A 24,202-nucleotide genomic window follows, 5' to 3' on the forward strand; every position below is an offset into this window, starting at 1 on the left:
GCCACACGTTTCAGGAGAGTCATCATGCGTCGCACGCTCATGTTTCTCGCCGCTGCCCTGGTCAGCCTGCCACTATGGGCCATGCATTGCCCGCAGGACATGGCCAAGATCGATGCATTGCTGCAAAGCGATCCACCTGCCGACCCAGAGGTACTGGCCAAGGTGCAGGAGCTGCGCGCCGAAGGCGAAGCCCTGCATAAGGCCGGCGATCATGCCGAGTCGGTCAAGGTGCTGGGCGAAGCCCTCGACCTGCTGGCCGCCAGCGAATGAATCACGCTGGGCTCGCTCAATAACCGCTGTACAGCAAGCCCAGCGCGACCTGACGCACCTCCTGCAAATCCACCGGTTTGCTCAGGCAGGCCGAAGCGCCGCGCGCTTTGGCATCCTCGAACAACCGTGCATCGGCCACCGCGCTGATCACCATTACCGGCACATCACGCAAACGTGGATCAGCGCGCATCGCGTCTAGAACATCCAGCCCATTGCCGTCAGGCAGGTCGATATCCAGCAACACCAGTGCCGGCTCGCTTTCCTGCAATTCAGCCAGTGCCCGCTGGCATGAACTCACGCCCCTGACCTCGGCAAACTCACGCAACGATGCCTGCAGAATCTTCATGCAGGCGGGGTGATCCTCCACGCACAGCACCTGCACCAGACTTTGCACGGCCTGCGCCGGCACCTCGGCAGTCTCGTCACCGAGCACATCAGGGCTGGCCGCACTGGGGATGTCGAGCCAGAAACGACTACCGACACCAGGCTCGCTACGCACGCCGATTTCGCCTTCCATCAGCGTGGCCAGCTCACGGCAGAGCACCAGCCCGATGCCGGTACCGGGAATATTCGAGCTCTCCCGGCCGAGACGCTGGAACGGCTGGAACAGCTGCGCCTGTTGCTCGCTGGAAAGACCCGGCCCAGTGTCGTCAACCCACAACCGAACACAATCGGCACGCACCTCGTAGCCCATGCGGATCATGCCGCGCGGGCTGTTGTACTTGATCGCATTGGACAGCAGGTTGAGCAGAATCTGCCTTACCCGCCGCGGGTCGCCCTGTACGAACAAGGGCGGATTGGCTGCCTCCATCACCTGCAGTTGCAGCTGTTTCTGCTGCACTTCGGGCTGCACCAGCTCCGCACAACCGCTGAGTAACGCACCGATTTCGATCGGCTGGAACTGCAGCTGCTGGCGCCGGCTCTCGATGCTCGACAAGTCGAGAATGTCATCAACCAGCGACGTGAGATGACGGCTGGCGCTGACGATCTCACGCGCGTAATCGGTCTCCAACCTGGCGTCCTGCTTATCCTGCGCCTCCATCTCGATCAACTGGGCGAAGCCATGGATGGCGTTGAGTGGCGTGCGTAGTTCGTGGCTCATGCTGGAGAGAAAGCGACTCTTGGCCTGGCTGGCCGCGAGCGCTTCAAGGCTGGCGTGGCGCAGTTCTTCCTGCACTTGTTTGAGCCGAGTGATGTCGACGTGCGTACCGGCGATGCGCAGAGGCCATCCACTCTCGTCACGCGCCAGCACCTTGCCACGGCTGAGCAGCCAGAGGTAATCGCCGCGGCAATCGAGATAGCGGTATTCGGCGTCGAAATACTCTTCGCCCTTATCAGCGAATAGCTTGCGCAGGTGACGCAAACGTTCCAGATCATCGGGGTGCACGCGCTGGTTGAACTCGCTCAGCGTCAGGTGCTTCGCACCCAGGCCAAAACGCCGTACGAAGCGCTCGCTGAGATCGATGGTCAGGTCAGTGGTGTCGATCTGCCAGAGACTTTCAGTTGTACTCTCCAGCACCAGTTGCAGAATGCTTTGCGCCTCCTGCCGTTCATGCTCGCTGGCCTTCAGCTGCTTGCCGGCCTGCTGCACGGCGTCAGCCAGGCGACTGACCTCCGCGATATGACTGTCCGGCACGGCTGGTAAATATTTGCCCTGTCCCAGGCTGGTCGCCATGTCGACGATGCCATCGATGGGCTCGGCCAGTTGCTTGCTGAGGTTGCGCGAGCGCAGCCACATCAGGGCGAAGAACAGCAGATAGAACGCTGCCAAACCGGCAATCAGCAGATAGCCGATCTGCATGTAACGCTCGGCCAACTGGTTGGTGTCATGGAAGATCTGCCCCTCGTCCACCACCAATAGCAAGCGCCAGCCGGTTTGCGGAATTTCGCTCCAGGCCACCAGTTGCTTACGGCCGCCGAGTAGCACTTCCTGCACGTTGCCATTGCCCTCGTTCATCGCCTGCAGCAATGGCTCCATACCCTCGCGCTTGGCCAGGTTGAAGTCCTCGGGCTTGAGTACCTCACGACGCACGGCCTCTTCGTAGGAGTACTGGGTCAGCTCACGCAGACCGAAATCCAGCTCCCCTGCCTTCGGCAACGCCATGATGTTGTGGTCATGGCTCACCAGCATCGCGTAGCCCTGCCAGGGCACGTTGAGCTCAGCGATCTCGCCCAACACCTGGCTGACGGTCACGTCCAGACCGACCACCCCCTCAAGAAAGTCCTCGCGATACACCGGGGCGATGGCCGACATCATCCATCCCAGGCCTGCCGGGTCGAGGTAGACCTCGGTCCACATAACCTTGCGCTCGGGGTTGTGCTTGGCGTCAGCGAGGTAATAGAAGTTGTAATCGGGTATCACCATGTCGTGGGGATACTGCGCGGGCGTATCGAACCAGGGATAGATACGGTTGTAGCTGTCCCAGCTATTGAAATACAGCGCAGCGACCAGCGGGCTGGCCTGCTGGATCGAACGCATCAGCGGATCGAGTTGCGAAAGACGCATGACCTTGGCGTGATCCTGCTGAGCAAGTGGCGTGCTGTTGGCATAGAAGGATGCTGCGCGCCCGTCATCGCTACGGGTATAGAACACACCACTGTCAGTGACTGCATGGCGTTGGCGCTCAAGCTCATCGGCCTGGAAACGGGTATCGAGCAGTGCTTTGTGAGCGCCGTCGCGGTACACCTGTACCAGTGACTCGATAGAGCGCAGACGTCCGTCGATGATCTGCGCTTCGCGCAACGCGGCGCTGGCCAGATCCTTCACGGCCGTTTCCTGCAGATGCTCGATCTGCGCGTCACGAATCGCCTGATTGCTCAGCAGATACACCGCGATCAGCACCGATTCCACCAGAATCAGCGGGATCAGCGCGCTTTGCACGAACGCTCGCCAGATCCACTGACGTAGAGGGTAGCGGCTAGAACTCGGCATTACAGCTCCTTTGCAGAGGACGCAGGCAGATGCGAGGCGCCATCATAGCTTCCCGCGATGGAATCCGCAGTCGACGCTGAGGAACCTTTGCCGTACACTCGACGTCCTATCTGTAACCGAAAAGTTTTGGGGCCGATTAGGATTCGACGCCGGTAGCGAAGCTCGAGGTGCATGCCGACTTGGTAACAGAAGTCGTAAATCAACTGTTGCAACTTTCTATAGTTGCCAATGACGAAAACTACGAGGGCTACGCTCTCGCTGCGTAAGCGGCGCGACTAGTCCTTCTGGTAGCTTCGGCTCCAGCGATCACTAGGGGATGCCTGTAAACCTGAAGTGATTGTCATGCAGAACAGGATCGCCGCGTAGTACGTTGTGGACGAAGTGGCTAAAACTTACACAACTCGCCCAATGCACCCTGCCCGTCGGGCGGCTGAGGGTTAACTCAATAGACACGGCTAAGCATGTAGTACCGACAGTGGAGAACTGGCGGACGGGGGTTCAAATCCCCCCGGCTCCACCAATTGAAACAAACATGAAACCCTTGACGCCCTTCATGAGAGTCAAGGGTTTTGTGTTGTCAGGGCATCGACTTTCCTCTAGGGCACGGCGGCTGTGCCGGTGTTCAGAGCAAAGCCCGTCGAGCCCACAAACAAGCCGCGATGCCCGGCTCGCACTCATCCCCTGAAGGTGTGGCAGATGCTACGCAGCACGCCCGCGTCCAGCGCCAGCAGTATCTGGGCGCCGATCAGCAATAACTGCGCAGCACGAACAGGGAAGTACTCGCGAGAAGGGCAACTCAGCAATTCGCCGTCTTGCGCCCTGCTGCCCTCGCATCCGCAAACGCCCTGACATTGGCGAAGGCCTCGCCGAAGTAGGCTTCGTAGCTGTGCTTTTCGACGTAGCCCAGATGCGGCGTACAGAGAATGCGCGGACGGACCAGCAGTGGATGATCGGCCTGTAGGATCGGCTCCTGCTCGAACACGTCCAGCGCCGCCTGGCCAGGACGGCCACGGTCCAGCGCGTCGAGCAGCGCCCCAGGGGCGATCAGCTCGGCACGGCTGGTGTTGACCAGCAGGGCGTCAGGCTTCATCCGCGCCAGGTCGGCGGCGCTTACGCAATGTCGCGTAGCCGGCACCAGGCGCAGGTGCAGAGTGAGAATGTCGGCCTGTTCGAAGAAAGCTTCGCGCGTCGATGCGGCCTCGTAGCCATCGGCGATGGCGGCCTGGCGCGAGGCCTCGCTGCCCCACACCAGCACCTGCATGTCGAAGGCACGCGCATAACGCGCCAGGCGCTGGCCGATCTTGCCGTAACCCCAGATGCCCAGCGTCTGGCCATACAGGCGCTGGCCCAGGTTGACCTGCCAGTGTCCGGCGTACAGGCCGTTCATGGCCTCGCGCAGCTGACGCCGGGCATTGAGGATCAGCGCCCAGGTCAGCTCGGCTGCAGCGATGGGTGAGCCGGTGCCCTCGGCGACGGTCACACCGCGCTCGCGGCAAGCCTGCAGATCCAGATGCGGGCCGGCTCGCCCGGTCTGGCTGATCAGCTTCAGGTTGGGCAAGCGTGCCAGCAGCGCGGCATCGATACGCGTGCGCTCACGGGTCAGCACCAGCGCCTCGGCATCGGCGAAGCGCTCGGCCAGTACGTCCGGATCGCTGACGGCATCGTGATACAGGCGGACATCGAAGCCCTCCAACAGCCTGAAGCAATCGAGCTGCTGCACGACGCGCTGATAGTCATCCGGTATCACGATACGCATGCCAAGTCTCCGAATCAGGCCTCGCTGGCTACGGGGCTCTGCTGACGGCGCGCACGCCAGGCGCGCCAGAATGGCAGCACGATCATCACCGCCACCAGCGCCCAGACCACCCAGGTGATCGGGCTGGCGTAGAGGATACCGAGATCACCGCTGGACAGGGACAGTGCGCGACGCAGGTTCTGCTCCATCATCCCGCCAAGGATGAAGCCGAGCAGGATCGCCGACAGCGGAAAGTCCAGCTTGCGCATGACGTAGCCGAAGATGCCGATGGCGATCATCAGGTACAGGTCGAAGGTGGTCGCATGCACCGCATACACGCCGATGGCAGTAATGATCGCCACTGCCGGCACCAGCGCCCAGTAAGGCACGGCCAGCACCTTGGTGAAGACCTTGATCATCGGCACGTTCATGACGATCAGCATGATGTTGGCGACGAACAGCGAGGCGATCAGGCCCCAGACGATGTCCGGCTGGTTCTGGAACAGCAGCGGCCCCGGCGTGATGTTGTACAGCGTCAGGGCGCCGAGCATCACTGCAGTGGTGCCCGAACCCGGTACGCCGAGGGTCAGCATTGGCACCATGGAGCCGCAGGCAGCCGCGCTGTTGGCGGTTTCCGGTGCGGCCAGGCCGCGCAGGTCGCCATTGCCGAACTTGTTGTCCTTCACCGCCATGCGCTTCTCACTCATGTACGACACCGCGCTGGCCAGGGTCGCGCCGGCACCTGGCAGCACGCCGAGGACGAAACCGACCACGCCACTGCGCAGGTTGGTGGCCAGGACGAAACCGCCCTCCTTGAGGCTGAACAGCATGCGCCCGCTGGCCTTGATCGCCTTCTGCCCATGATGGGTACGCTCGAGCAGCACCAGCAGCTCACTGACCGAGAACAGCCCCAGCACCAGCACCACGAACTGGATGCCATCGGCCAGGCCCAGGCTGCCGAAGGTGAAGCGATAGACGCCGCTGTTGGCGTCGATGCCCACGCACGACAGCAGCAGGCCGATCAGCGCCGCGACAGCAGTCTTCAGGGGTTTGTTGCCGGCCATCCCGGCCAGGCAGGTGATGGCGAAGACCATCAGCACGAAATATTCGGCGGGGCCGAACGCCACCGCCCACTTGGCCAGCAACGGTGCGAACAGTACGACGCCAGCGGTAGCGATCAGACCGCCGATGAACGAACTCCAGGCCGACAGGGAAAGCGCGACACCAGCCTGGCCTTGACGGGCCAGCGGGTAGCCATCGAGGGTGGTCATCACGGCGGATGCCTCACCCGGAATGTTCAGCAGGATCGAGGAAATACGGCCGCCGTATTCGCAGCCCAGGTACACCGCCGCCAGCAGGATCAAGGCGGTTTCCGGCGGCAGCCCCAACGCGAAGGCAACGGGAATCAGCAGGGCCACGCCGTTGATAGGGCCAAGGCCTGGCAGCAGGCCAACGACGGTGCCGATCAAGGTGCCACACAGGGCAGTAAGCAGGTTGTAGGGGCTCAGCGCCACGCCGAAGCCATGGCTGAGATAACCGAGAGTATCCATGGGTTCAGCTCTCCAGGGTCGAAAGGATGCCAAGCGGCAGCGGTACGGCGAGTGCTTTGTCGAACAGCAGGTAGAGGCCGATGGCCAACACCACACCGCTGATCAGGCTGTGCAGCCAGCTACCGCCATACAGACGCGCCATGCCGATGCCGAACAGCACGCTGGCGGGGATGAAGCCAATGGTTTCGAAGAGCACGGCATAGCCAATCATCAGGCCGAGAAAGACCAGCGCCTTGACCATCACTTCGCGGTTCAGGGGCGGCTCTTCGCCCTGCACGTCACCGGCCGGCTGGAGCAGCAGTTGCAGGCAGCCGAAGGCGATCAGCAATAACAGCAGCAACGGGAAGGCCTTGGGCCCGACTGGCTCGTAGGAAAACGGGGCGCTGTAACCCCAGGCGAAAAATCCCAGGATGCAGCAAAGCAGCAGGGTCACCCCCGCAAAGATACGGTCATGCATGTGGATGCGCTCCAGAACGCTGCGCCGTCAGTGACGGCGCATGGAAACTCTGTTACTCGACCAAGCCGAACTCGCGGCCCAGCTTGCGGTACTCCGCCACCTGGCTCTTGACCAGCGCATCCAGCTCCGGTCCGGTCACGTAGTAAGGCAGTACATCGCGGTCGGCCAGGTAGGCCTGGAAGTCGTTGGAAGCGGCGAGCTTGGCGAAACGCTCCTGCCACCAGGCCACGTCCTCCTCTTTCACGTCAGGGCCGAGGAAGTAACCACGGATCAGCGGCCACTGAATCTCGTAGCCCTGCTCACGTGCGGTGGGGATCGAAGCCAGATCACCGCCCAGACGCTCCTCGCTGAAGATCGCCAGGGTGCGAATCTTGTTGCCCTGCTGCGCGCGAATCTCGCTGGCGCTGCCGGTGACCAGGTCCACATGACCGCCCATCAGCGCCATGTAGTGCTCGGCACCACCTTCGAACGCCGCATAACGCAGCTCGCGCGGATCGACACCCGCGGCGCGGGCCAACAGGGCGATTTTCACCCAGCCCTGGCCGCCGACACTGCCGCCGCCACCGACGACGATGCTTTTCGGGTCTTTCTTCAGCGCCTGCACCACGTCATCGAGGTTCTTGTAGGGCGAATCGTCACGTACCGCCAGGGTGCCGTAATCGTTGCCGACGGTGGCCAGCCACTTCACCGCGGTCTCGTCGAAACGACCGTATTTGCCCAGGGCCAGGTTAAGCAGCGAGGCGCCGGAAAAGGCCACCAAGGTGCCGGGTTCGGCACGGCGGTTGGCGGCAATCGAGTTGTAGGCCACGGCGCCGATGCCGCCCGGCATGTAGGTTACGCGCATGGGTGATTTGAGCAGGCCTTCGTCCTTGAAACCGGCCTGGGCCAGCTTGCAGGTCAGGTCGAAACCGCCGCCTGGTTTGCTCGGGGCGATGCACTCCGGACGTGAAGGTTCGCCAGCCAGTACCGAGCCACTGGCAAGCAATACGGCGAGGGACAGCGGCAGAATACGACGGAGAGAGCAGGTGATCATGATGGGTTCCTCTTATTGGTCTTGTATGTACAGCCGATGCATTACCAGAGCGGCACGATATAACTCAGGATCAGGCGATTCTCGTCCAGATCACGGACGAAGCTCGAGCGGTAGGTGGCGTTCCTCCAGGTCACCTTGAGATTCTTCAGCGGGCCATCGGCGAAGGCGTAGGCGATATCGGTGTTGCGCTCCCACTCACGCCCCTCGCCGCTCGCCAGATCGACCTGGTCACCGCGCACGTAACGGGTCATGAAGGTCAGGCCAGGGACGCCGACCTTGGCAAAGTCGAAGTCGTAGCGCAGTTGCCAGGAACGCTGGTCGGGACCGGCGAAATCGTTGATCTGCAGGAAGTTGGTCAGGTAAGGCGTGGCGCCGTTGACGTAGGTGAAGCCATCGTCACCCAGCATCTTCTGGTAAGCCAGGCCCAGGGAGTGGCCTGCGACGCTGTAGGTGAACATGGCGTTGATGACCTGGTTGTCGATGTCACCGACCAGTTTCCGTCCGGCCTCGGTGTTGTTGAAGTAGCGCAGGTCGCTTTTCAGCTTGCCGGCGCCCAGCGCCAGATTGTGCTGCACGCCGAGGAAGTGCTGGCGATAGACGTCGCTCAGTTCGGCGTAGTGATAGCTGGCAAGCAACTGCGGGTTGATCGCATAGTCGACACCGCCGAAGCGCAATTCATCACTTTCCGGGCTGCCGCCGAAACGGCCGTTCTTGTTGTTCAGCATCAGCTTGTCGGAGCCGGAGACATTGCGCTGCACCACGCGGTCGATCTCACCCAGGGTGAAGGTGGCGCGTTCGAGATCCTTGCTCTGCAGCTGCCAGCCTTCGAATACCTGTGGCAGCAGGCGCGAGTTGCTGTACTGCAGGTAGGGCATCTTCGGTAGCAAGGTGCCCACGCGCAGCTGGCTCTCGGCGAAACGCACCTTGCCCGTTACGCCGAGCTTGCTGTAGTCGTCCTCGGGGCGATTCTTGCTGTCGCGCGGCAACAGGTCGGTGCCGCTGCGATCGGGCGAGGAGTCGAGCTTGATGCCCAGCATGCCGATGGCATCGAGGCCGAAACCCACGGTGCCCTGGGTGTAGCCGGATTCCAGGTTGAGAATGAAGCCCTGCGCCCATTCTTCGCGTTTGTTCTGCCCGGCATTCTCGCGAAAGTCGCGGTTGAGGTAGAAGTTGCGCAGCTCCAGGCTGGCCTTGCTGTCTTCGATGAAACCGGCAGCGCTGGCACCGACGGCAGGCAGCGCCATGACCGTCATACCGATGACGGAGCAGCTGAGGGATTTTTTTCTTGTCATTGTGGTGGCCCTGGGGGTGTGGTTGTGGTGAAGCGAAATCAGCTGCCGGTGCGCCTCAGGCTGGGGATGTACACCTCACCCGAGAACAGGCGACGGGCCGTGCGCACCAACGAGGCGCGCAGGTGCTCGGGGTTGCCATCTGCGGCAGGCTGCAGGGAAACCTCGATCTGCCCGCCCGGATGCTCCAGGCGTACCAGCGCCTCGCCTTCGATAGGCGCGACGTCGTGGGCGACGCTGCCGGGCAGCGCGCAGGCCGTGGCCAGGCCGATGGCACCAGTGGCGGCGACCGAGCGGTGGCAGGTATGCGGCATGAAATAGCGCACGCTCAGCGTGCCGCCGTGGCGTGCAGGCGCCAGCAGTACCGGCTTGGGGATGACCATCTGCGACACGTCGCCGAGGCCCATGGCCAAGCCGGCCTGCAGACGGATGCGTTCCAGGCGCTGGAGAAACGTGCTGTCGGCGTCCAGCTCGGCGGGCGACTCGTAGCCGGTCTTGCCCAGTGCCTCGGCATGCATCAGCACCATCGGCATGGCCATGTCGATACAGGTGGCGACGACGCCATCGAACTCGTCACGCATGCGGCCGGTGGGCAGCAGGCGACCGGTCTTGGCACCAGCGGCGTTGAGGAAGGTCAGCTTGATCGGCGCGGCAGTGCCAGGTACGCCGTCGATGGCCGTGTCGCCGTCATAGCGTACGCGGCCGTTAGGGGTCATCACGTCGGAGTCGACGAAGGTGTTGGTGTTGAGGTTGCGGATACGCACGCGGGTCATCGGCGAGCTGGCATTGACCAGACCGTGCTCGATGGCGAACGGACCGATGGCGCAGAGCATGTTGCCGCAGTTGGGCGCGGTGTCGACGCGGCGCTGGGTGACCATGACCTGTACGAACAGGTAATCGACATCGGCATCCGGGTGCGGCGAACGGCTGACGATCGCCACCTTGCTGGTCTGCGGGCTGCCACCACCGATACCGTCGATTTCCAGCTCGTGGCCGGAGCCCATCAGGCTGAGCAGTACCTCGTCGCGCTGTTGCGGGTCAGTGGGCAGGTGATTGGCCAGGAAAACCGGCCCTTTCGAAGTGCCGCCTCGCATGAGTACACAAGGTACCGTCCGCATGATGCCTCCAACGCAATAAAACTGATGATTGTTGCTTTGCGTCGATTATGCGGAGCCAATATTTATTCTGTAAAATGCATATATTTCTATATTTATTCCATTTAGCGCATTAATGCATGCGAGAGTTTCCTCACTTGCCAGTTCCGGGCCGAAAGACTAGGGTTCATTGGTAACTTTTAAACAAAAATACACACGACTGATAACCAAAGCGCATGAATTACGAACTGCAAGACATCCGCGCTTTCGTGAAAATCGCCGAGTTCGGCAACTTTCACGAGGCCGCCAACGCCATTCATCTGTCGCAGCCGGCACTGACCCGGCGCATGCAGAAGCTGGAAGAGAGCCTCGGTATCCAGTTGCTGGACCGCACCACGCGCCGCGTCAGCCTGACAGCCGTGGGCCGGGATTTTCTGCCCAAGGCGCAGCGCCTGCTGGACGACTTCGAGCGCTCGATCCTCGGCATCCGCGAACTGGCCGAGCGCCAGTCCGGCCAGGTCACCCTCGCCTGCATCCCGACGGCTGCCTTCTACTTCCTGCCGACGGTGATCCGCGCCTTCAACCTGCAGTACCCGAAGATCCGCATCCGTATTCTCGACCTCAGCGCCCACGAGGGGCTGGAGGCGGTGATCCGTGGCGAGGCGGATTTCGGCATCAACATGCAGAGCGGGCAGAGCGCAGAAATCGACTTCACGCCGCTGGTCAACGAGCCTTTCGTGCTCGCCTGCCGGCGTGATCATCCCCTGGCCAAGCAGCCGGAAGTGGCCTGGCGCGAGCTCAGCGACTACCGCCTGATCGGCGTCGGCCGCCTCAGTGGCAACCGCGTGCTGCTCGATCACGGACTGGCCCATCTCGACTGGCGCCCGAGCTGGTTCTACGAGGTGCAGCATCTTTCGACATCGCTGGGCATGGTCGAGGCCGGCCTGGGCATCGCCGCCCTCCCCAGCCTGGCGATGCCGGCCGAGGATCATCCGATCCTGGTCAGTCGCCCGCTGGTCGACCCGGTAATCAGCCGTACCCTGGGTCTGGTGCGCCGTCGCGGCTCTTCACTGTCGCCGGCGGCCGAACAGTTCGTCGAAACCCTGTTGCGGCAATGGCCGAGCTACACCTCCATCGGCACCAGCAATCCCGCCGAACTCGAAAGCTGAGCTATCGCCAGGGCCGGCGTCGCACCCGCCGCCGGTCCGGTGCGCCTTCGTACCCAGCCGCCAAGCAAGACAGGCCGCCGAAAACCCGGATAATGGCGGCCATTTTGTTTCGCTCGCTGGTATTGCCTCATGGAAATCAAGGTCAACTTTCTCGACAACCTTCGCCTCGAAGCCAAGTTCGATGACTTCACGGTGATCGCCGATCAGCCGATCCGCTACAAGGGCGACGGTTCGGCACCGGGGCCGTTCGACTACTTCCTGGCCTCCTCGGCGCTTTGCGCGGCGTACTTCGTCAAGCTGTACTGCCAGACGCGCGACATTCCCACCGAGAACATCCGCCTGTCGCAGAACAACATCGTCGATCCGGAGAATCGCTACGCGCAGATTTTCAAGATCCAGGTCGAGCTGCCGGCAGACATTTCCGAGAAGGATCGCCAGGGCATCCTGCGCTCGATCGACCGCTGCACGGTGAAGAAGGTGGTGCAGCAAGGCCCCGAGTTCATCATCGAGGAAGTCGACAACCTCGATGCCGATGCCCAGGCGCTGCTGATGCCGGTGAGTGACACCACCACCTACATCCCTGGCAAGGACCTGCCGCTGGAGCAGACCATCGCCAATATGTCGGGCATCCTCGCCGAGCTGGGGATGAAGATCGAGATCGCCTCCTGGCGCAACATCGTGCCCAACGTCTGGTCGTTGCACATTCGCGATGCGCAGTCGAACCTGTGCTTCACCAACGGCAAGGGTGCGAGCAAGGAAAGCGCTCTGGCCTCGGCCCTGGGCGAGTTCATCGAGCGGCTGAACTGCAACTTCTTCTACAACGACCAGTTCTGGGGCGAGGACATCGCCAATGCCGAGTTCGTCCACTACCCCAACGAGCGCTGGTTCAAGCCGGGCCCGAAGGATGCGCTGCCCGAAGAAATCCTCGACAAGCACTGCCGGGCCATCTTCGATCCGGACGGCGAGCTGCGCGCCTCGCACCTGTTCGACACCAACTCGGGCAACACCGCGCGCGGTATCTGCTCGCTACCCTTCGTGCGCCGCAGCGATGGCGAGACGGTGTACTTCCCCTCCAACCTGATCGAGAACCTGTACCTGTCCAACGGCATGAGCGCCGGCAACACCCTTAGTGAGGCCCAGGTGCAGTGCCTGTCGGAAATCTTCGAGCGCGCGGTCAAGCGCGAGATTCTGGAGAACGAGCTGTGCCTGCCGGATGTGCCGCAGGACGTGCTGGCCAGGTACCCGACCATCGTCGCCGGCATCCAGGGCCTGGAGGAGCAAGGCTTTCCGGTACTGGTCAAAGATGCCTCGCTCGGTGGTGAATTCCCAGTGATGTGCGTGACCCTGATGAACCCGCGCACCGGCGGCGTATTCGCCTCCTTCGGCGCGCACCCGAGCCTGGAAGTGGCGCTGGAGCGCAGCCTCACCGAACTGCTCCAGGGCCGCAGCTTCGAAGGGCTCAACGACCTGCCGCAGCCGACCTTCGACAGCCTGGCGCTGACCGAGCCGAACAACTTCGTCGAGCACTTCATCGACTCCAGCGGCGTGGTGTCCTGGCGCTTCTTCGGCGCCACGCCGGATTTCGAATTCGTCGAGTGGGATTTCTCCGGCGAGGGCAGCGACTCCAACGAGCAGGAAGCCGCAACCCTGTTCGGCATCCTCGAGGACATGGGCAAGGAAGTCTACGTGGCCACCTATGACGACCTCGGCGCCAACGCCTGCCGCATCCTGGTGCCGGGTTATTCGGAGATCTACCCGGTCGAGGATCTGATCTGGGACAACACCAACAAGGCGCTGCTGTTCCGCAAGGACATCCTCAACCTGCACGCCCTGAGCGACCGCGAACTGAAGTCGCTGCTGCGCAACCTCAACAACACCGAGGTCGACGACTACACCGACATCACCACGCTGATCGGCATCGAGTTCGACGACAACACGGTGTGGGGCCAACTGACCATCCTCGAGCTGAAGCTGTTGATCAACCTGGCGCTGAAGAAATACGACGACGCCAAGGAGCTGGTCGAGGCCTTCCTGCAGTACAACGACAACACCGTCGAACGCGGCCTGTTCTACCAGGCGGTCAACGCCGTGCTGGAAATCCAGCTGGACGATGAGCTGGAGCTGACCGACTACGAACACAACCTGCGGCGCATGTTCGGCAACGAGCGCATGGACGCGGTGATCGGCTCAGTAAACGGCAGCGTGCGCTTCCATGGCCTGACGCCGACCAGCATGAAACTCGAAGGCCTGGACAAGCACCTGCGCCTGATCGACAGCTACAAGAAACTGCACGCGGCGCGGGCCAAAGCAGCGGGCCTGGCCGGCTGAGCATGGCCAGCGAGCGCCCTGCCCAGGCCGTCGCCGCGCTGATGCTGGCGGCCGGGTACAGCCGCCGTTTCGGTGCCGACAAGCGCCGGCTTGTGCTCGGCGACGGCCGTTCGCTGCTGGCAGCCAGCCTGGCACTGCCCTGTTCGATGCTCGAAGAAGTCTGGCTGGTGCTGCGCCCGGACGAGTCCATCACGGAGCTGGGATTACCCGCCAGCATCAAGCTCGTCCAGCATCCGCTAACGGCCCAGGGCATGGGCCACAGCCTGGCCGCAGGCGCCGAGCGACTGCTGGTCGAATCCGACGCTGATTCCGTGGCGATCTTTCTCGCCGATATGCCGTCGATTCACCGCCACAGCCTCGAGGCGCTGATGGCCTGCGCCGCCTCAAACCGCATCGTGTTGCCCAGCCATCAAGACAAACGCGGCCATCCGGTAGTGTTCGGCCGCGATTTCTGGCCGCAGCTGGCAACGCTCGGCGGCGACGCCGGTGCCAAGGCCGTGCTTCAGCACAACGCCGAGGCGCTGCATATCGTCGAGCTGGACGACCCGGGCGTGCTGCAGGACATCGACACCCCGGCAGACCTGATTCAGCTCTAGATTCGTAGGGCGGGTGCAACTTGCCACAACTCAGGTGGCGGGTTTCACCCGCCCTACTGCCCAGTCTGGCGCAACAACACCTCACTCAAGGCCTGCGCCGCACTGGACAACTGGCGCCCAGCCTGGTGCAGCAGGCCGACGCGGCGCGACACCTGTGGCTCGCTGAGCGGCAGGCAGCACGCGCCGAGCTCTTCCATCTGCTGCCGGCACAGTTGCGGTACGGCGCTGACGCCAAGGCCTTCGGCAACCATACGGCCGACCGTGACCAACTGGTGGCTCTCGAACGCCACCGGCAGCTTGCCGTGACGCGCGGTGACGCTGTCTTCCAGCAGCAGGCGTACCGCCGAGGGGCGTTGCAGGGTGATGAAGGGCTGCTCCAGCAACTGTGCCCAGGTCAGCGCTTCGTGGTCGGCAAGATTGCTGGCTGCCGGCACCACGGCAACGAAACGGTCCTCGTACAGCGGGGTGAACTGCAGGCCATCGAGGGTCGCCGGCTCGAAGGCGATGCCCAGCTCGACGCGACCGTCGCGCACCATCTCCATCACCTGTTCGTTGATCACGTCGTGCACCGCCACGTTGACCCGTGGGTAGGCGTCACGAAAGGCGCGTAGCGCCGCCGGCAGGCGGTTGCCGGCGAACGACGGCATGGCCGCTACCGCCACCTTGCCCATCTGCAAAGTGAAGTGCTGGCGCAGCAGGTCCTCGGCGTTGTCCCAGTCGGCCAGCAAGCGCACGGCAATCGGCAGCAGCGTCTCGCCCTCGGGCGTCAGCGCCACGCTGCGGGTGGTGCGCACCAGCAACTGGCCACCGAGCGATTGCTCCAGGTTCTTGATCGCCAGGCTCAGCGCCGGCTGCGACAGATGCAGGCGCTCGCAGGCCTGGGCGAAGCTCAGGCTTTGCGCCACGGCGAGAAAGGCGCGTAGCTGCTTGACGGTCATTGATTTATTTACCTGATCAATCAAGAGGAAAAACAAACTTAACAAATAAGCTCGCAGCACTGAAGCTTGACCGCAGCCTGGCAGTGCTCCTGCCCCATAACGACAAAAGAGAGGCAGCCTCGAATGAGCGGACTCGACAAACGCGTCGGCAGCTATGAAGAAGCCCTGCACGGCCTGCAGGACGGCATGACCGTACTGGCCGGCGGTTTCGGCCTGTGCGGCATCCCCGAGAATCTGATTGCAGAGATCCGCCGTCGTGGCGTGCGCGATCTGACCGTGGTGTCCAACAATTGCGGCGTCGATGGTTTCGGCCTCGGCGTGCTGCTGGAGGACCGGCAGATCCGCAAGATGGTCGCCTCTTATGTCGGCGAGAACGCCCTGTTCGAGCAGCAACTGCTCTCCGGCGAGCTGGAAGTCGAACTGACCCCGCAAGGCACCCTGGCCGAGAAGCTTCGCGCCGGCGGCGCCGGTATCCCCGCTTTCTTCACTGCCACCGGCTACGGCACCCCGGTTGCCGAAGGCAAGGAGGCGCGCGAGATCAACGGCCGCCACTACATCCTCGAGCCGGCCATCACCGGCGACTTCGCCATCGTAAAAGGCTGGAAGGCCGACCACTTCGGCAACGTGGTCTACCGCCACACCGCGCAGAACTTCAACCCGGTGGTCGCCACCGCCGGGCGCATCACCGTGGTCGAGGTCGAGGAGATCGTCGAGCCCGGTGAACTCGACCCGACGCAGATTCACACGCCCGGCATCTACGTCGACCGGCTGATCTGCGGCAGCTTCGAGAAACGCATCGAAAAACGCACGCTGCGCGCCTGAGGAGAAAGACCATGGCTCTTACCCGTGAACAGATGGCCCAGCGCGTCGCCCGCGAGCTGCGGGACGGCTTCTACGTCAACCTCGGCATCGGCATCCCTACCCTGGTGGCCAACTACGTGCCCGAGGGCATGCAGGTGATGCTGCAGTCGGAGAACGGCCTGCTCGGCATGGGCGCCTTCCCCACCGAAGACGAAGTGGACGCCGACATGATCAACGCCGGCAAGCAGACCGTCACCGCGATCAAGGGCGCGGCGATCTTCGACTCGTCGCAGTCCTTCGCCATGATCCGTGGCGGCCATGTCGACCTGACAGTGCTCGGCGCCTTCGAGGTGGACGTGCGCGGCAACATCGCCTCCTGGATGATCCCCGGCAAGCTGGTCAAGGGCATGGGCGGCGCCATGGACCTGGTGGCCGGCGCCGATAACATCATCGTCACCATGACCCATGCCTCCAAGGACGGCGAATCCAAGCTGTTGGAGCATTGCAGCCTGCCGCTGACCGGCTGTGGCTGCATTCGCAAGGTGCTGACCGACCTGGCCTACCTGGAGATCGAAGACAACGCCTTCATCCTGCGCGAGCGCGCACCGGGCGTCAGCGTCGAGGAAATCGTCGCCAAGACCGCCGGCAAGCTGATCGTTCCCGAACACGTACCGGAAATGAGCTTCTAAGTTGTCTACCGTTCTGTAGGCGCCACCACGCACGGCGCCTACGGAACGTTTTTTAGCTATGTCCTACACACTGTAGGAGCGGATTCATCCGCGAAGCTTTTTCCGCCCTACCGCGCCAAGAGGATTCCCCATGCAAGACGTCGTCATCGTTGCCGCAACCCGCACCGCCATCGGCAGCTTCCAGGGCAGCCTGGCCGATATTCCCGCGCCGGAGCTCGGCGCCATCGTCATCAAGCGCCTGCTGGAACAGACCGGCCTCGACGCGGCCCAGGTCGATGAAGTCATCCTCGGCCAGGTACTTACCGCAGGCTCCGGCCAGAACACCGCACGCCAGGCCGCCATCCGCGCCGGCCTGCCCCATGCCGTACCGGCCATGACCCTGAACAAGGTCTGCGGCTCGGGCCTCAAGGCCCTGCACCTGGCCACCCAGGCCATTCGCTGTGGCGACGCCGAGGTCATCATCGCCGGCGGCATGGAGAACATGAGCCTGGCCCCCTACGTGCTGCCCAAGGCGCGCACCGGCCTGCGCATGGGTCATGCACAGATGCTCGACAGCATGATCGTCGACGGCCTGTGGGACGCCTTCAACGACTACCACATGGGCATCACTGCCGAGAACCTGGTGGAGAAATACGGCATCAGCCGTGAAGCCCAGGACGCCTTCGCCGCCGAGTCGCAGCAGAAGGCCGTGGCTGCCATCGAAGCCGGTCGCTTCGACGCCGAGATCACTCCAGTGCTGATCCCGCAGCGCAAGGGTGACCCCGTCGCCTTCGCCCGTGACGAGCAGCCGCGTGCCGGCACCACCGCCGAATCCCTGGCCAAGCTCAAACCCGCATTCAAGAAAGACGGCAGCGTTACCGCCGGCAACGCCTCCAGCCTCAACGACGGCGCCGCTGCGGTGCTGCTGATGAGCGCAGCCAAGGCGCAGGCACTGGGTCTGCCCGTGCTGGCGAAGATCAAAGGCTATGCCAACGCCGGTGTCGACCCGGCGATCATGGGCATCGCCCCGGTTTCCGCCACCCGCCGTTGCCTGGACAAGGCTGGCTGGAGCCTGGCCGATCTGGACCTGATCGAGGCCAACGAGGCCTTCGCGGCCCAGGCGCTGTCGGTCGGCCAGGAGTTGGGCTGGGATGCAGACAAGGTCAATGTCAACGGCGGCGCCATCGCCCTTGGCCATCCCATCGGTGCCTCGGGCTGCCGCGTGCTGGTGACCCTGCTGCACGAGATGATCCGTCGCGACGCGAAGAAAGGCCTGGCGACTCTGTGCATTGGCGGTGGCCAGGGCGTGGCACTGGCCATCGAGCGCTAATGAGGATCACGTCAGGTGGATTGCGCTTCACCGCTGTGCTGGATGTAAGAAGCGACATCCACCCTACAAGCTGAATCACCGTAGCCCGGATTACCTCCGGGCTACACCAACCAGCTCGGCCTCGGCCGGGCTTTGTAGTATCCAGTGCAAATCAGAGGCGTAACCAACCTCGAATGCCTGGTTAAAGCCCTTACACAACCATAAGAAAGAGGCATCACCCCATGTTCAACACCCTCACCCGCATGAGCGTGAGCCTGGTACAGAAGTACCTGCCCTCACCGTTCGTGTTCTCTGCGCTCCTGACCCTGGGAGTTCTACTGGCTGGTATCTTCTCTACCGGCCAATCGCTACCGGCCATGGTGCAGCACTGGAGCGGCGGTTTCTGGACGCTGCTCGGCTTCGCCATGCAGATGTCGCTGATCTTCGTCACCGGCCACGCCCTGGCCAGCGCACCGATCATCAATCGCCAACTCGACCGTCTGGCCGGACTGGCACGCACACCCGGTCAGGCGATCATCATGGTCACCCTGGTGGCGCTGGTCGGTTGCTGGGTCAACTGGGGCTTCGGCCTGGTGATCGGCGCGGTGTTCGCCCGCGCCTTGGCACGCAAGGTCGATGGCGTCGACTACCCGCTGCTGGTGGCCTCGGCCTACTCGGGATTCCTGGTCTGGCACGGCGGTCTGGCCGGCTCGATTCCGCTGTCCATGGCCACCGGCGGCCCGGATCTGGCGCGCATCACCGCAGGCGTGCTAACCGATCCGGTGAGCATCACCGAGACCCTGTTCAGCCCGTTGAACCTGACCATTGTGGCCCTGCTGTTCATCGGCCTGCCGCTGCTCAACCGCGCCATGCACCCGCGTCAGGGCGCCAAGGTCGCCGACCCGGCCAAACTGGTGGAATCGCGTGCAGAGCTGCCGGCTCGTGAAACCCCGGCGCAGCGCCTGGACGACAGCCGTATCCTCGGTCTGGCACTGGTGGCCATGGCCGGTATCTACCTGTTCAACCACTTCGCCACCAAGGGCTTCGTGCTTGGCCTCGACGTGGTCATCGCCATCTTCCTGTTCAGCGGTCTGCTGATGCACGGCACCCCGGAGCGCTACATGCGCGCGGTGGACGAGAGCGTGCGCGGCATCGGCGGCATCGTCCTGCTGTTCCCCTTCTACGCCGGGATCATGGGCATGATGATGGGCGCCAACGCCGACGGCATCTCCCTTGGCAGGCAGATCACCGAAGCGTTCATCTCCTGGTCCTCGGCTGACACCTTCCCGCTCCTGGCCTTCCTCAGCGCTGGTGTGGTCAACGTCTTCGTGCCGTCCGGTGGTGGCCAGTGGGCCGTGCAAGGCCCGATCATGCTGCCGGCTGCTCAGGCACTGGGCGTCTCGCCGACCGTCACCGCCATGGCGATTGCCTGGGGCGACGCCTGGACCAACATGATCCAGCCGTTCTGGGCACTGCCGCTGCTCGGTATCGTCGGCCTCGGTGCACGCGACATCATGGGCTACTGCCTGATCATGCTGCTGTACTCGGGCGTAGTGATCTGCGGCGCGTTCTACTTCCTCGGCTGACCGGGCAGCGAGGCCTTGCAGGGTGGGCTGGGCGGGGATCCGCTTCAACCCACGCTGACTAACCCAGGTGGGCTAAAGCGGATCGCCGCCCGGCCCACCCTACTGGCCGAACGTTCACCTTTTTTACCCTCTCGCGATCAACTTCCTGTGAAGCCTCGCGAGCTAGAGCGATGCAAGGCAGAAGGAGGTGAGCAACGGTCGGAGTCGCGGGCGACTGTACTTTTGTACATGAGCATTGCGAGCTTGCTTCTAACGCAGCAGCGCCGACGCGCAGCAAGCTGTGCCTAACTCAATCCCCCATCAGTCCCTGCGCCTTGGCCATGGCCACCGCCTGGGTGCGTCTTTGCACGCCGAGTTTGACGTTGATCCGCCGCGCATGGGTCTTGACCGTGTGCAGCGAGATGAACAGACGATCGGCGATTTCCTGATTGGAACAACCCTGCGCGATCAACTGCAGCACCGCCAGCTCCCTCGAGCTGAGTAGCGCAGTACCGGCACTGGCCGGCTCATCCAAGCGCGGCGCCGGATCGAACAGGCGCTGATGCAGGCTCTGCCCAGCCTCACTCGGCAACAGGCGCTCGAGCCACTGCGCCTGACGCTGTTGCAGCTCCTGCAATGGCCGCAGCAGGCGCAGCTGTCGCGCCTCACCAAGCGCCTGCTGCAACAGGTTATCTGCCTGCTCCACCTCGTCCTGCATGAGCAGCACTTCGGCCAGACTGACTCGACATTCGCAGGCCAGGCTGCGATGCCCGGCGAGCTGGCATTCCTCCAGCAGCAGGCGCAGAGCATGCTCAGCGGCGGCGTGGTGGCCTAGCAGCAGGTCGCTCAGCGCCAGGTAACGACGCAAGCGCGGCAACAGATCGTAGAACTCGGAAGGCGCCAGTTGCTGGCGTTGCTGCAACTGCTGCAGGGTCTGGGCGAACAGCTCACGCGCACGCCCGGTCTGCCCCTGACGCAGCAGCAGGCGGCCGGCCTGTAACTGCAGCACACAGCGGTAACGCACCTCCGGCACATGCGACCACTGCATCGTCCGCTCGGCCCGCTGCAACCACTGATGCGCCTCGTCCAGATCGCCACGGCTTTCCGCCAGTTCCAGCATGCCGAGGTAGCCGGAAATGATGTAGGCATCCTCGCAGTGCTCGGCCTCCTGCAGCCCCAGCCGATATGCCTGCTGCGCAGCATCGTCGAGGCCCTGGCGGGCCAGCAGGCTGGCCCGCACCAACAGCAGGCGAGCGACCACCGGGCTATGGTTGAAGCGTTCGCTTAGCAGCGCCAGGGACTGTTCGGTGAGTTCCGCGGCGCGCCCGGCCTCGCCACGCATCTGCAGCAGCAGGCAGTGATCGGTATTGAGCAAAGCCTCGAAAATCAGACTGCCATTGAGCCTTGCCAGGCGCAGGCCCTGATCCAGCGCCTGCTTGGCCTGGTCCAGCGCATGTTCGGCCATATGCTGCTGGGCCAGCGCCTGGTAACAGAGCACGCGCTGCGACCAGCTGCCCTCGTCCAGCATCTGCAGGGCCTGTTCGCAGTGCATCCGGGCATCGCGGCGCCCGCACTGGCGCGCCAACACGCCCGTCAATGCCTGCCAATGGGCGATCAGTTTGCGCTGGCGGCGCTCATCCGGTTGCGGCATGAAATGCGCCAAGCCCTGGATGCAGTCGGCCGCTTCATCGAAACGGGCACAGATAATCAGGGCCCAGGCCTGCAGCACGATCAACCGCGGCGAGCTGGCAAACAGCCAGGCCGGCAGTTCTTCGCGCCATTGCAGGAACTGCGCGACAGAGTGCCCCTGCAGCAATTGCTCCTGGCTGAACCGTTGCAGGTAGTTGACCGCGACCTCGACCTGCCCTGCCAGCAGGGCGTGTTCGACGGCCTCGCGAATATCGCCGTGCTGAGCGAACCACTGGCAGGCGCGCACATGGATCGGGGCCGGCGCCGGCGCATCCGGCAGAAGACGCAATACCTCGGCCAGCGGTCGCCACAGGCGGAACCAGGTGCCGCTGCTGTCGAGACTGCGCACGAACAGCTGTCGTCGTTGCAGTTCGCCGAGCAGCTCACTGCCTGGGCCCTCCAGCAGATGCTCGCAGAGCGACCGGGAAAAACGCGGCAACAAGGCCAGTGCATGCAGATCGCTGCGCAGCTCTTCGTCCAGATCGGCCAGCACCTCACGCTGTACGTAATCGCGCAGCAGCGGGCAACCAGCCTGCAAACGCTGACGTAGCGCATCCTCGTCGACGTCGAGCAGCAGCAGACGAATCGCCGCCAGCCAGCCTTCGCTGCTGTCCAGCAGAGCCTGCCGCACGTCTTGCGCCAGCGTCACCTGCAGCGCCGCCAACAGTTCATTCAGTGCCGCGTCATCCAGCGCCAGCTCTTCGCCCTTGAGCTCCAGCAAATCGCCCTGCAGCAACAGACGCGGCAGGTTCCAGGCCGGTGTGCGGCGACTGGCGACCCACCAGGTAACCTGCTGCGGCGCCGCAGCGAACAACCGGTCGAGGCAGGCATCGAGCTCATCGTCAGTCTGTCGCGGGTAGTCGTCGATAAAGATCCACAAGCGCCCCGCGCGCTCATGCAGCCGATCGATCAGCCCCGCTTCACCGCCATCGTCGAACGGCAACTGCATGGCTGCGGCCAGTCGCTTGCACAGCTGCGTCGGCGTCAGGCTGCGGCCACCGAGATCGAGCCATACACGCTCGACGGCGGCTGGTGTGTGGCGTGCGCATTGGCCGAGCAGCACACTCTTGCCGGTACCGGCAGGCGCGCACAGCAAGCGCAGTCGCGACTCGCTGGCGAGCAGGCGCTGCAGCAAGGCTGGACGGGAAACCACACAGGGTGGCAATCGCGGTAGATCGGCAGGTTGCACCTGCAACGCACTCGGACGGGCGATGGCAAGGGTAGGCATGGCAGCGGTTCTCTCTGCTTGTCATTGTTGAACCACCAGACGATGGTACCCCGCTCACCGCGTGCGACCACCCCTTGGCGCTTATGGCGCGAGATTCACGTGAAAGAGGCGCACAGAAAAAAGCCGGCGACGCACAAGGCGACACCGGCTTGCTTCAAGTTGCTTAGTGCTCAGCGCACGCCAGCGTTACGCAGGGCTGCCGGAGTGAAGTCCTTGGCCGAGGCCTGGGTGCCGTACTGGATCGACATCTTCTCCTCGTTGGCCATGCCGACGGCGACATAGCGACCGGCGATGACGTCGTACAGCGCTTCCAGGGCGTAGACCGGGATCTTCTGCGCGTAGTGCTGCAGCAGCATGGCCTCGCCGACACGCCAGAGCTGGCCGCGACCGTCATAGTGCTCGGACAGGGCGATCTGCCAGGAGTCCTCGTCGACATAGAAGCGGCGCTTGGCGTAGATGTTGCGCTCACCGGACTTCAGCGTCGCCTCCACTTCCCACACACGGTGCAGCTCGTAGCGGGTCAGGTCCTGGTTGATGTGCCCGGCCTTGAGGATGTCGGCGTACTTCACGCTCGGCAGCGCCAGGCGGTAGTTGTTGTAGGGGATGAACAGCTCGCGCTTGCCCACCAGCTTCCAGTCGTAGCGATCCGGGGCGCCGTTGAACATGTCGAAGTTGTCCGAAGTACGCAGACCGTCCGACGCGGTGCCCGGGCCATCATAGGCCACCTGCGGTGCACGCCGTACGCGACGCTGACCGGCGTTGTACAGCCAGGCCATGCGCGGCTCGGCCACCTGGTCGAGCGAGTCGTGCACCAGCAGCACGTTGCCGGCCAGACGCGCCGGCGCGGTGACTCGCTGCTTGAAGAACAGCAGTGCGTTTTCCGCCTTGGCCGGATCGATATCTGGGATGTTGTCCGGGAAGGCTACTTCATCCTCGAAGTTCACCAGGGTGTAGGAGCCGTTGGTCTGCGGCGAGGCCTGCACGATGCTGCGCTTGAGGTTGCCACCGCGGTAACGGGTGATGTGGTTCCACACCACCTCAAGGCCGTTCTGCGGAATCGGGAAGGCGTAATAGCGGCTGTCGGTGAAGCCGGTCAGACCGTTGCCGCCATCACGCAGGCCGGTCTTCAGCGCGCTGGTTTTGGCCGCAGCGTTGATCGCATCCGGCACCACCGTGCTGCGGTGCGTCGGGTACACCGGCATGCGATAGCTTTCCGGATAGCGCGCGAACATCGCCAGTTGCCCGGCGGACAACTGGTCGCGGTACTGCTCCAGGTTCTGCGCGGTGATGGTGAACAGCGGCTGCTCGCCAGCGAAAGGGTCACTGAGAAAACCGCGTGCATCGACCTGCCCGGCATTGCTGGCCAGACCGCCCGTCCAGGCGGGGATGGTGCCGGCTGCGTTGCCGGCCATCTCGCCGCCCAGCGGGGTCAAACTGGTACCGAGCTTGGCTGCTTCCTGCTCGCTGACCGCGGCCAGCACACCGCTGGCCAGCAGGCTCAGGGACAGCGCGCCGAGCATCTTCAGGGTTGTATTCATCTGCATTCCTCAA

The 24,202-nt window shown here is 63.4% G+C and carries 18 protein-coding genes and 1 other RNA gene; 9 read left to right on the forward strand and 10 right to left on the reverse strand.

Annotation, left to right across the window (positions count from 1 at the left end):
• Positions 1-24 precede the first annotated feature (24 nt).
• A complete protein-coding gene (locus tag BM186_RS02085; RefSeq protein WP_074913322.1) occupies positions 25-270 on the forward strand; it encodes a hypothetical protein in 246 nt (81 codons plus the stop codon).
• 16 nt (positions 271-286) lie between these two features.
• On the opposite strand, the gene BM186_RS02090 is transcribed toward BM186_RS02085, so the two are convergent.
• Entirely contained in the window at positions 287-3,202 is a 2,916-nt protein-coding gene (locus BM186_RS02090) for a hybrid sensor histidine kinase/response regulator (RefSeq protein ID WP_074913324.1), read from the reverse strand.
• 128 nt (positions 3,203-3,330) lie between these two features.
• On the opposite strand from BM186_RS02090, the gene ssrA reads away from it, so the two are divergent.
• Positions 3,331-3,722, forward strand: a transfer-messenger RNA (tmRNA) gene (ssrA, locus tag BM186_RS02095).
• Between the two features lie 276 nt (positions 3,723-3,998).
• On the opposite strand, the gene BM186_RS02100 is transcribed toward ssrA, so the two are convergent.
• The 6 genes from BM186_RS02100 to BM186_RS02125 are packed head-to-tail and all read right to left on the reverse strand — an operon-like array spanning position 3,999 to position 10,384.
• Complete coding sequence (locus tag BM186_RS02100; protein ID WP_074913326.1) at positions 3,999-4,958, reverse strand: D-2-hydroxyacid dehydrogenase family protein; 960 nt, start codon at positions 4,956-4,958, stop codon at positions 3,999-4,001.
• Positions 4,959-4,972: 14 nt separating this feature from the next.
• The gene (locus BM186_RS02105) at positions 4,973-6,487 is read right to left on the reverse strand and encodes a tripartite tricarboxylate transporter permease (RefSeq protein WP_074913327.1); all 1,515 of its coding nucleotides are present in this window, start codon (positions 6,485-6,487) and stop codon (positions 4,973-4,975) included.
• 4 nt (positions 6,488-6,491) lie between these two features.
• The gene (locus tag BM186_RS02110) at positions 6,492-6,944 is read right to left on the reverse strand and encodes a tripartite tricarboxylate transporter TctB family protein (protein ID WP_074913329.1); all 453 of its coding nucleotides are present in this window, start codon (positions 6,942-6,944) and stop codon (positions 6,492-6,494) included.
• A gap of 52 nt (positions 6,945-6,996) precedes the next feature.
• Positions 6,997-7,977 carry a Bug family tripartite tricarboxylate transporter substrate binding protein gene (locus BM186_RS02115; protein WP_074913331.1) on the reverse strand — a complete coding sequence of 327 codons (981 nt, stop codon included), beginning with the start codon at positions 7,975-7,977 and terminating at the stop codon, positions 6,997-6,999.
• A gap of 41 nt (positions 7,978-8,018) precedes the next feature.
• The gene (locus tag BM186_RS02120) at positions 8,019-9,269 is read right to left on the reverse strand and encodes an OprD family porin (protein ID WP_074913333.1); all 1,251 of its coding nucleotides are present in this window, start codon (positions 9,267-9,269) and stop codon (positions 8,019-8,021) included.
• A gap of 38 nt (positions 9,270-9,307) precedes the next feature.
• Complete coding sequence (locus BM186_RS02125; protein ID WP_074913335.1) at positions 9,308-10,384, reverse strand: 4-oxalomesaconate tautomerase; 1,077 nt, start codon at positions 10,382-10,384, stop codon at positions 9,308-9,310.
• 212 nt (positions 10,385-10,596) lie between these two features.
• On the opposite strand from BM186_RS02125, the gene BM186_RS02130 reads away from it, so the two are divergent.
• From BM186_RS02130 to BM186_RS02140, 3 genes are all read left to right on the forward strand, one after another.
• Positions 10,597-11,529: a LysR family transcriptional regulator gene (locus BM186_RS02130; protein ID WP_021488248.1), complete on the forward strand. Its 933-nt coding sequence runs from the start codon at positions 10,597-10,599 to the stop codon at positions 11,527-11,529.
• A 129-nt stretch (positions 11,530-11,658) separates the two neighbouring features.
• Positions 11,659-13,857, forward strand: coding sequence for an OsmC domain/YcaO domain-containing protein (locus BM186_RS02135; RefSeq protein ID WP_074913337.1), 2,199 nt, complete (start codon positions 11,659-11,661; stop codon positions 13,855-13,857).
• Positions 13,858-13,859: 2 nt separating this feature from the next.
• Positions 13,860-14,453 (forward strand): nucleotidyltransferase family protein, encoded by a 594-nt coding sequence (locus tag BM186_RS02140; protein ID WP_074913339.1) that lies wholly within the window; start codon positions 13,860-13,862, stop codon positions 14,451-14,453.
• Positions 14,454-14,506: 53 nt separating this feature from the next.
• Here BM186_RS02140 and BM186_RS02145 read toward each other — a convergent pair whose 3' ends face one another.
• Complete coding sequence (locus tag BM186_RS02145) at positions 14,507-15,391, reverse strand: LysR family transcriptional regulator (RefSeq protein ID WP_074913341.1); 885 nt, start codon at positions 15,389-15,391, stop codon at positions 14,507-14,509.
• A gap of 123 nt (positions 15,392-15,514) precedes the next feature.
• On the opposite strand from BM186_RS02145, the gene BM186_RS02150 reads away from it, so the two are divergent.
• From BM186_RS02150 to BM186_RS02165, 4 genes are all read left to right on the forward strand, one after another.
• Positions 15,515-16,213: a CoA transferase subunit A gene (locus BM186_RS02150; RefSeq protein ID WP_072422889.1), complete on the forward strand. Its 699-nt coding sequence runs from the start codon at positions 15,515-15,517 to the stop codon at positions 16,211-16,213.
• Between the two features lie 11 nt (positions 16,214-16,224).
• Positions 16,225-16,881, forward strand: a complete 657-nt coding sequence (locus tag BM186_RS02155; RefSeq protein WP_074913343.1) for a CoA transferase subunit B — start codon at positions 16,225-16,227, stop codon at positions 16,879-16,881.
• A gap of 130 nt (positions 16,882-17,011) precedes the next feature.
• Positions 17,012-18,190 carry an acetyl-CoA C-acetyltransferase gene (locus BM186_RS02160; protein ID WP_074913355.1) on the forward strand — a complete coding sequence of 393 codons (1,179 nt, stop codon included), beginning with the start codon at positions 17,012-17,014 and terminating at the stop codon, positions 18,188-18,190.
• Between the two features lie 221 nt (positions 18,191-18,411).
• On the forward strand, positions 18,412-19,755 hold the full coding sequence (locus BM186_RS02165; protein ID WP_074913357.1) for a short-chain fatty acid transporter: 1,344 nt from the start codon (positions 18,412-18,414) through the stop codon (positions 19,753-19,755).
• A gap of 289 nt (positions 19,756-20,044) precedes the next feature.
• On the opposite strand, the gene BM186_RS02170 is transcribed toward BM186_RS02165, so the two are convergent.
• Both BM186_RS02170 and BM186_RS02175 read right to left on the reverse strand, forming a co-directional pair.
• A complete protein-coding gene (locus BM186_RS02170; protein WP_074913359.1) occupies positions 20,045-22,651 on the reverse strand; it encodes a LuxR C-terminal-related transcriptional regulator in 2,607 nt (868 codons plus the stop codon).
• Positions 22,652-22,821: 170 nt separating this feature from the next.
• The gene (locus BM186_RS02175) at positions 22,822-24,189 is read right to left on the reverse strand and encodes a DUF1329 domain-containing protein (protein WP_072423740.1); all 1,368 of its coding nucleotides are present in this window, start codon (positions 24,187-24,189) and stop codon (positions 22,822-22,824) included.
• Positions 24,190-24,202 lie beyond the last annotated feature (13 nt).

This window comes from Ectopseudomonas toyotomiensis, assembly GCF_900115695.1.
Taxonomy (GTDB): domain Bacteria; phylum Pseudomonadota; class Gammaproteobacteria; order Pseudomonadales; family Pseudomonadaceae; genus Aquipseudomonas; species Aquipseudomonas toyotomiensis.

Bases quoted from the DNA above. Each gene is read 5' to 3' on its own strand.
- BM186_RS02085 (WP_074913322.1), top strand. From the start codon at position 25: ATGCGTCGCACGCTCATGTTTCTCGCCGCTGCCCTGGTCAGCCTGCCA.
- BM186_RS02090 (WP_074913324.1), bottom strand. From the start codon at position 3,202: ATGCCGAGTTCTAGCCGCTACCCTCTACGTCAGTGGATCTGGCGAGCG.
- BM186_RS02100 (WP_074913326.1), bottom strand. From the start codon at position 4,958: ATGCGTATCGTGATACCGGATGACTATCAGCGCGTCGTGCAGCAGCTC.
- BM186_RS02105 (WP_074913327.1), bottom strand. From the start codon at position 6,487: ATGGATACTCTCGGTTATCTCAGCCATGGCTTCGGCGTGGCGCTGAGC.
- BM186_RS02110 (WP_074913329.1), bottom strand. From the start codon at position 6,944: ATGCATGACCGTATCTTTGCGGGGGTGACCCTGCTGCTTTGCTGCATC.
- BM186_RS02115 (WP_074913331.1), bottom strand. From the start codon at position 7,977: ATGATCACCTGCTCTCTCCGTCGTATTCTGCCGCTGTCCCTCGCCGTA.
- BM186_RS02120 (WP_074913333.1), bottom strand. From the start codon at position 9,269: ATGACAAGAAAAAAATCCCTCAGCTGCTCCGTCATCGGTATGACGGTC.
- BM186_RS02125 (WP_074913335.1), bottom strand. From the start codon at position 10,384: ATGCGGACGGTACCTTGTGTACTCATGCGAGGCGGCACTTCGAAAGGG.
- BM186_RS02130 (WP_021488248.1), top strand. From the start codon at position 10,597: ATGAATTACGAACTGCAAGACATCCGCGCTTTCGTGAAAATCGCCGAG.
- BM186_RS02135 (WP_074913337.1), top strand. From the start codon at position 11,659: ATGGAAATCAAGGTCAACTTTCTCGACAACCTTCGCCTCGAAGCCAAG.
- BM186_RS02140 (WP_074913339.1), top strand. From the start codon at position 13,860: ATGGCCAGCGAGCGCCCTGCCCAGGCCGTCGCCGCGCTGATGCTGGCG.
- BM186_RS02145 (WP_074913341.1), bottom strand. From the start codon at position 15,391: ATGACCGTCAAGCAGCTACGCGCCTTTCTCGCCGTGGCGCAAAGCCTG.
- BM186_RS02150 (WP_072422889.1), top strand. From the start codon at position 15,515: ATGAGCGGACTCGACAAACGCGTCGGCAGCTATGAAGAAGCCCTGCAC.
- BM186_RS02155 (WP_074913343.1), top strand. From the start codon at position 16,225: ATGGCTCTTACCCGTGAACAGATGGCCCAGCGCGTCGCCCGCGAGCTG.
- BM186_RS02160 (WP_074913355.1), top strand. From the start codon at position 17,012: ATGCAAGACGTCGTCATCGTTGCCGCAACCCGCACCGCCATCGGCAGC.
- BM186_RS02165 (WP_074913357.1), top strand. From the start codon at position 18,412: ATGTTCAACACCCTCACCCGCATGAGCGTGAGCCTGGTACAGAAGTAC.
- BM186_RS02170 (WP_074913359.1), bottom strand. From the start codon at position 22,651: ATGCCTACCCTTGCCATCGCCCGTCCGAGTGCGTTGCAGGTGCAACCT.
- BM186_RS02175 (WP_072423740.1), bottom strand. From the start codon at position 24,189: ATGAATACAACCCTGAAGATGCTCGGCGCGCTGTCCCTGAGCCTGCTG.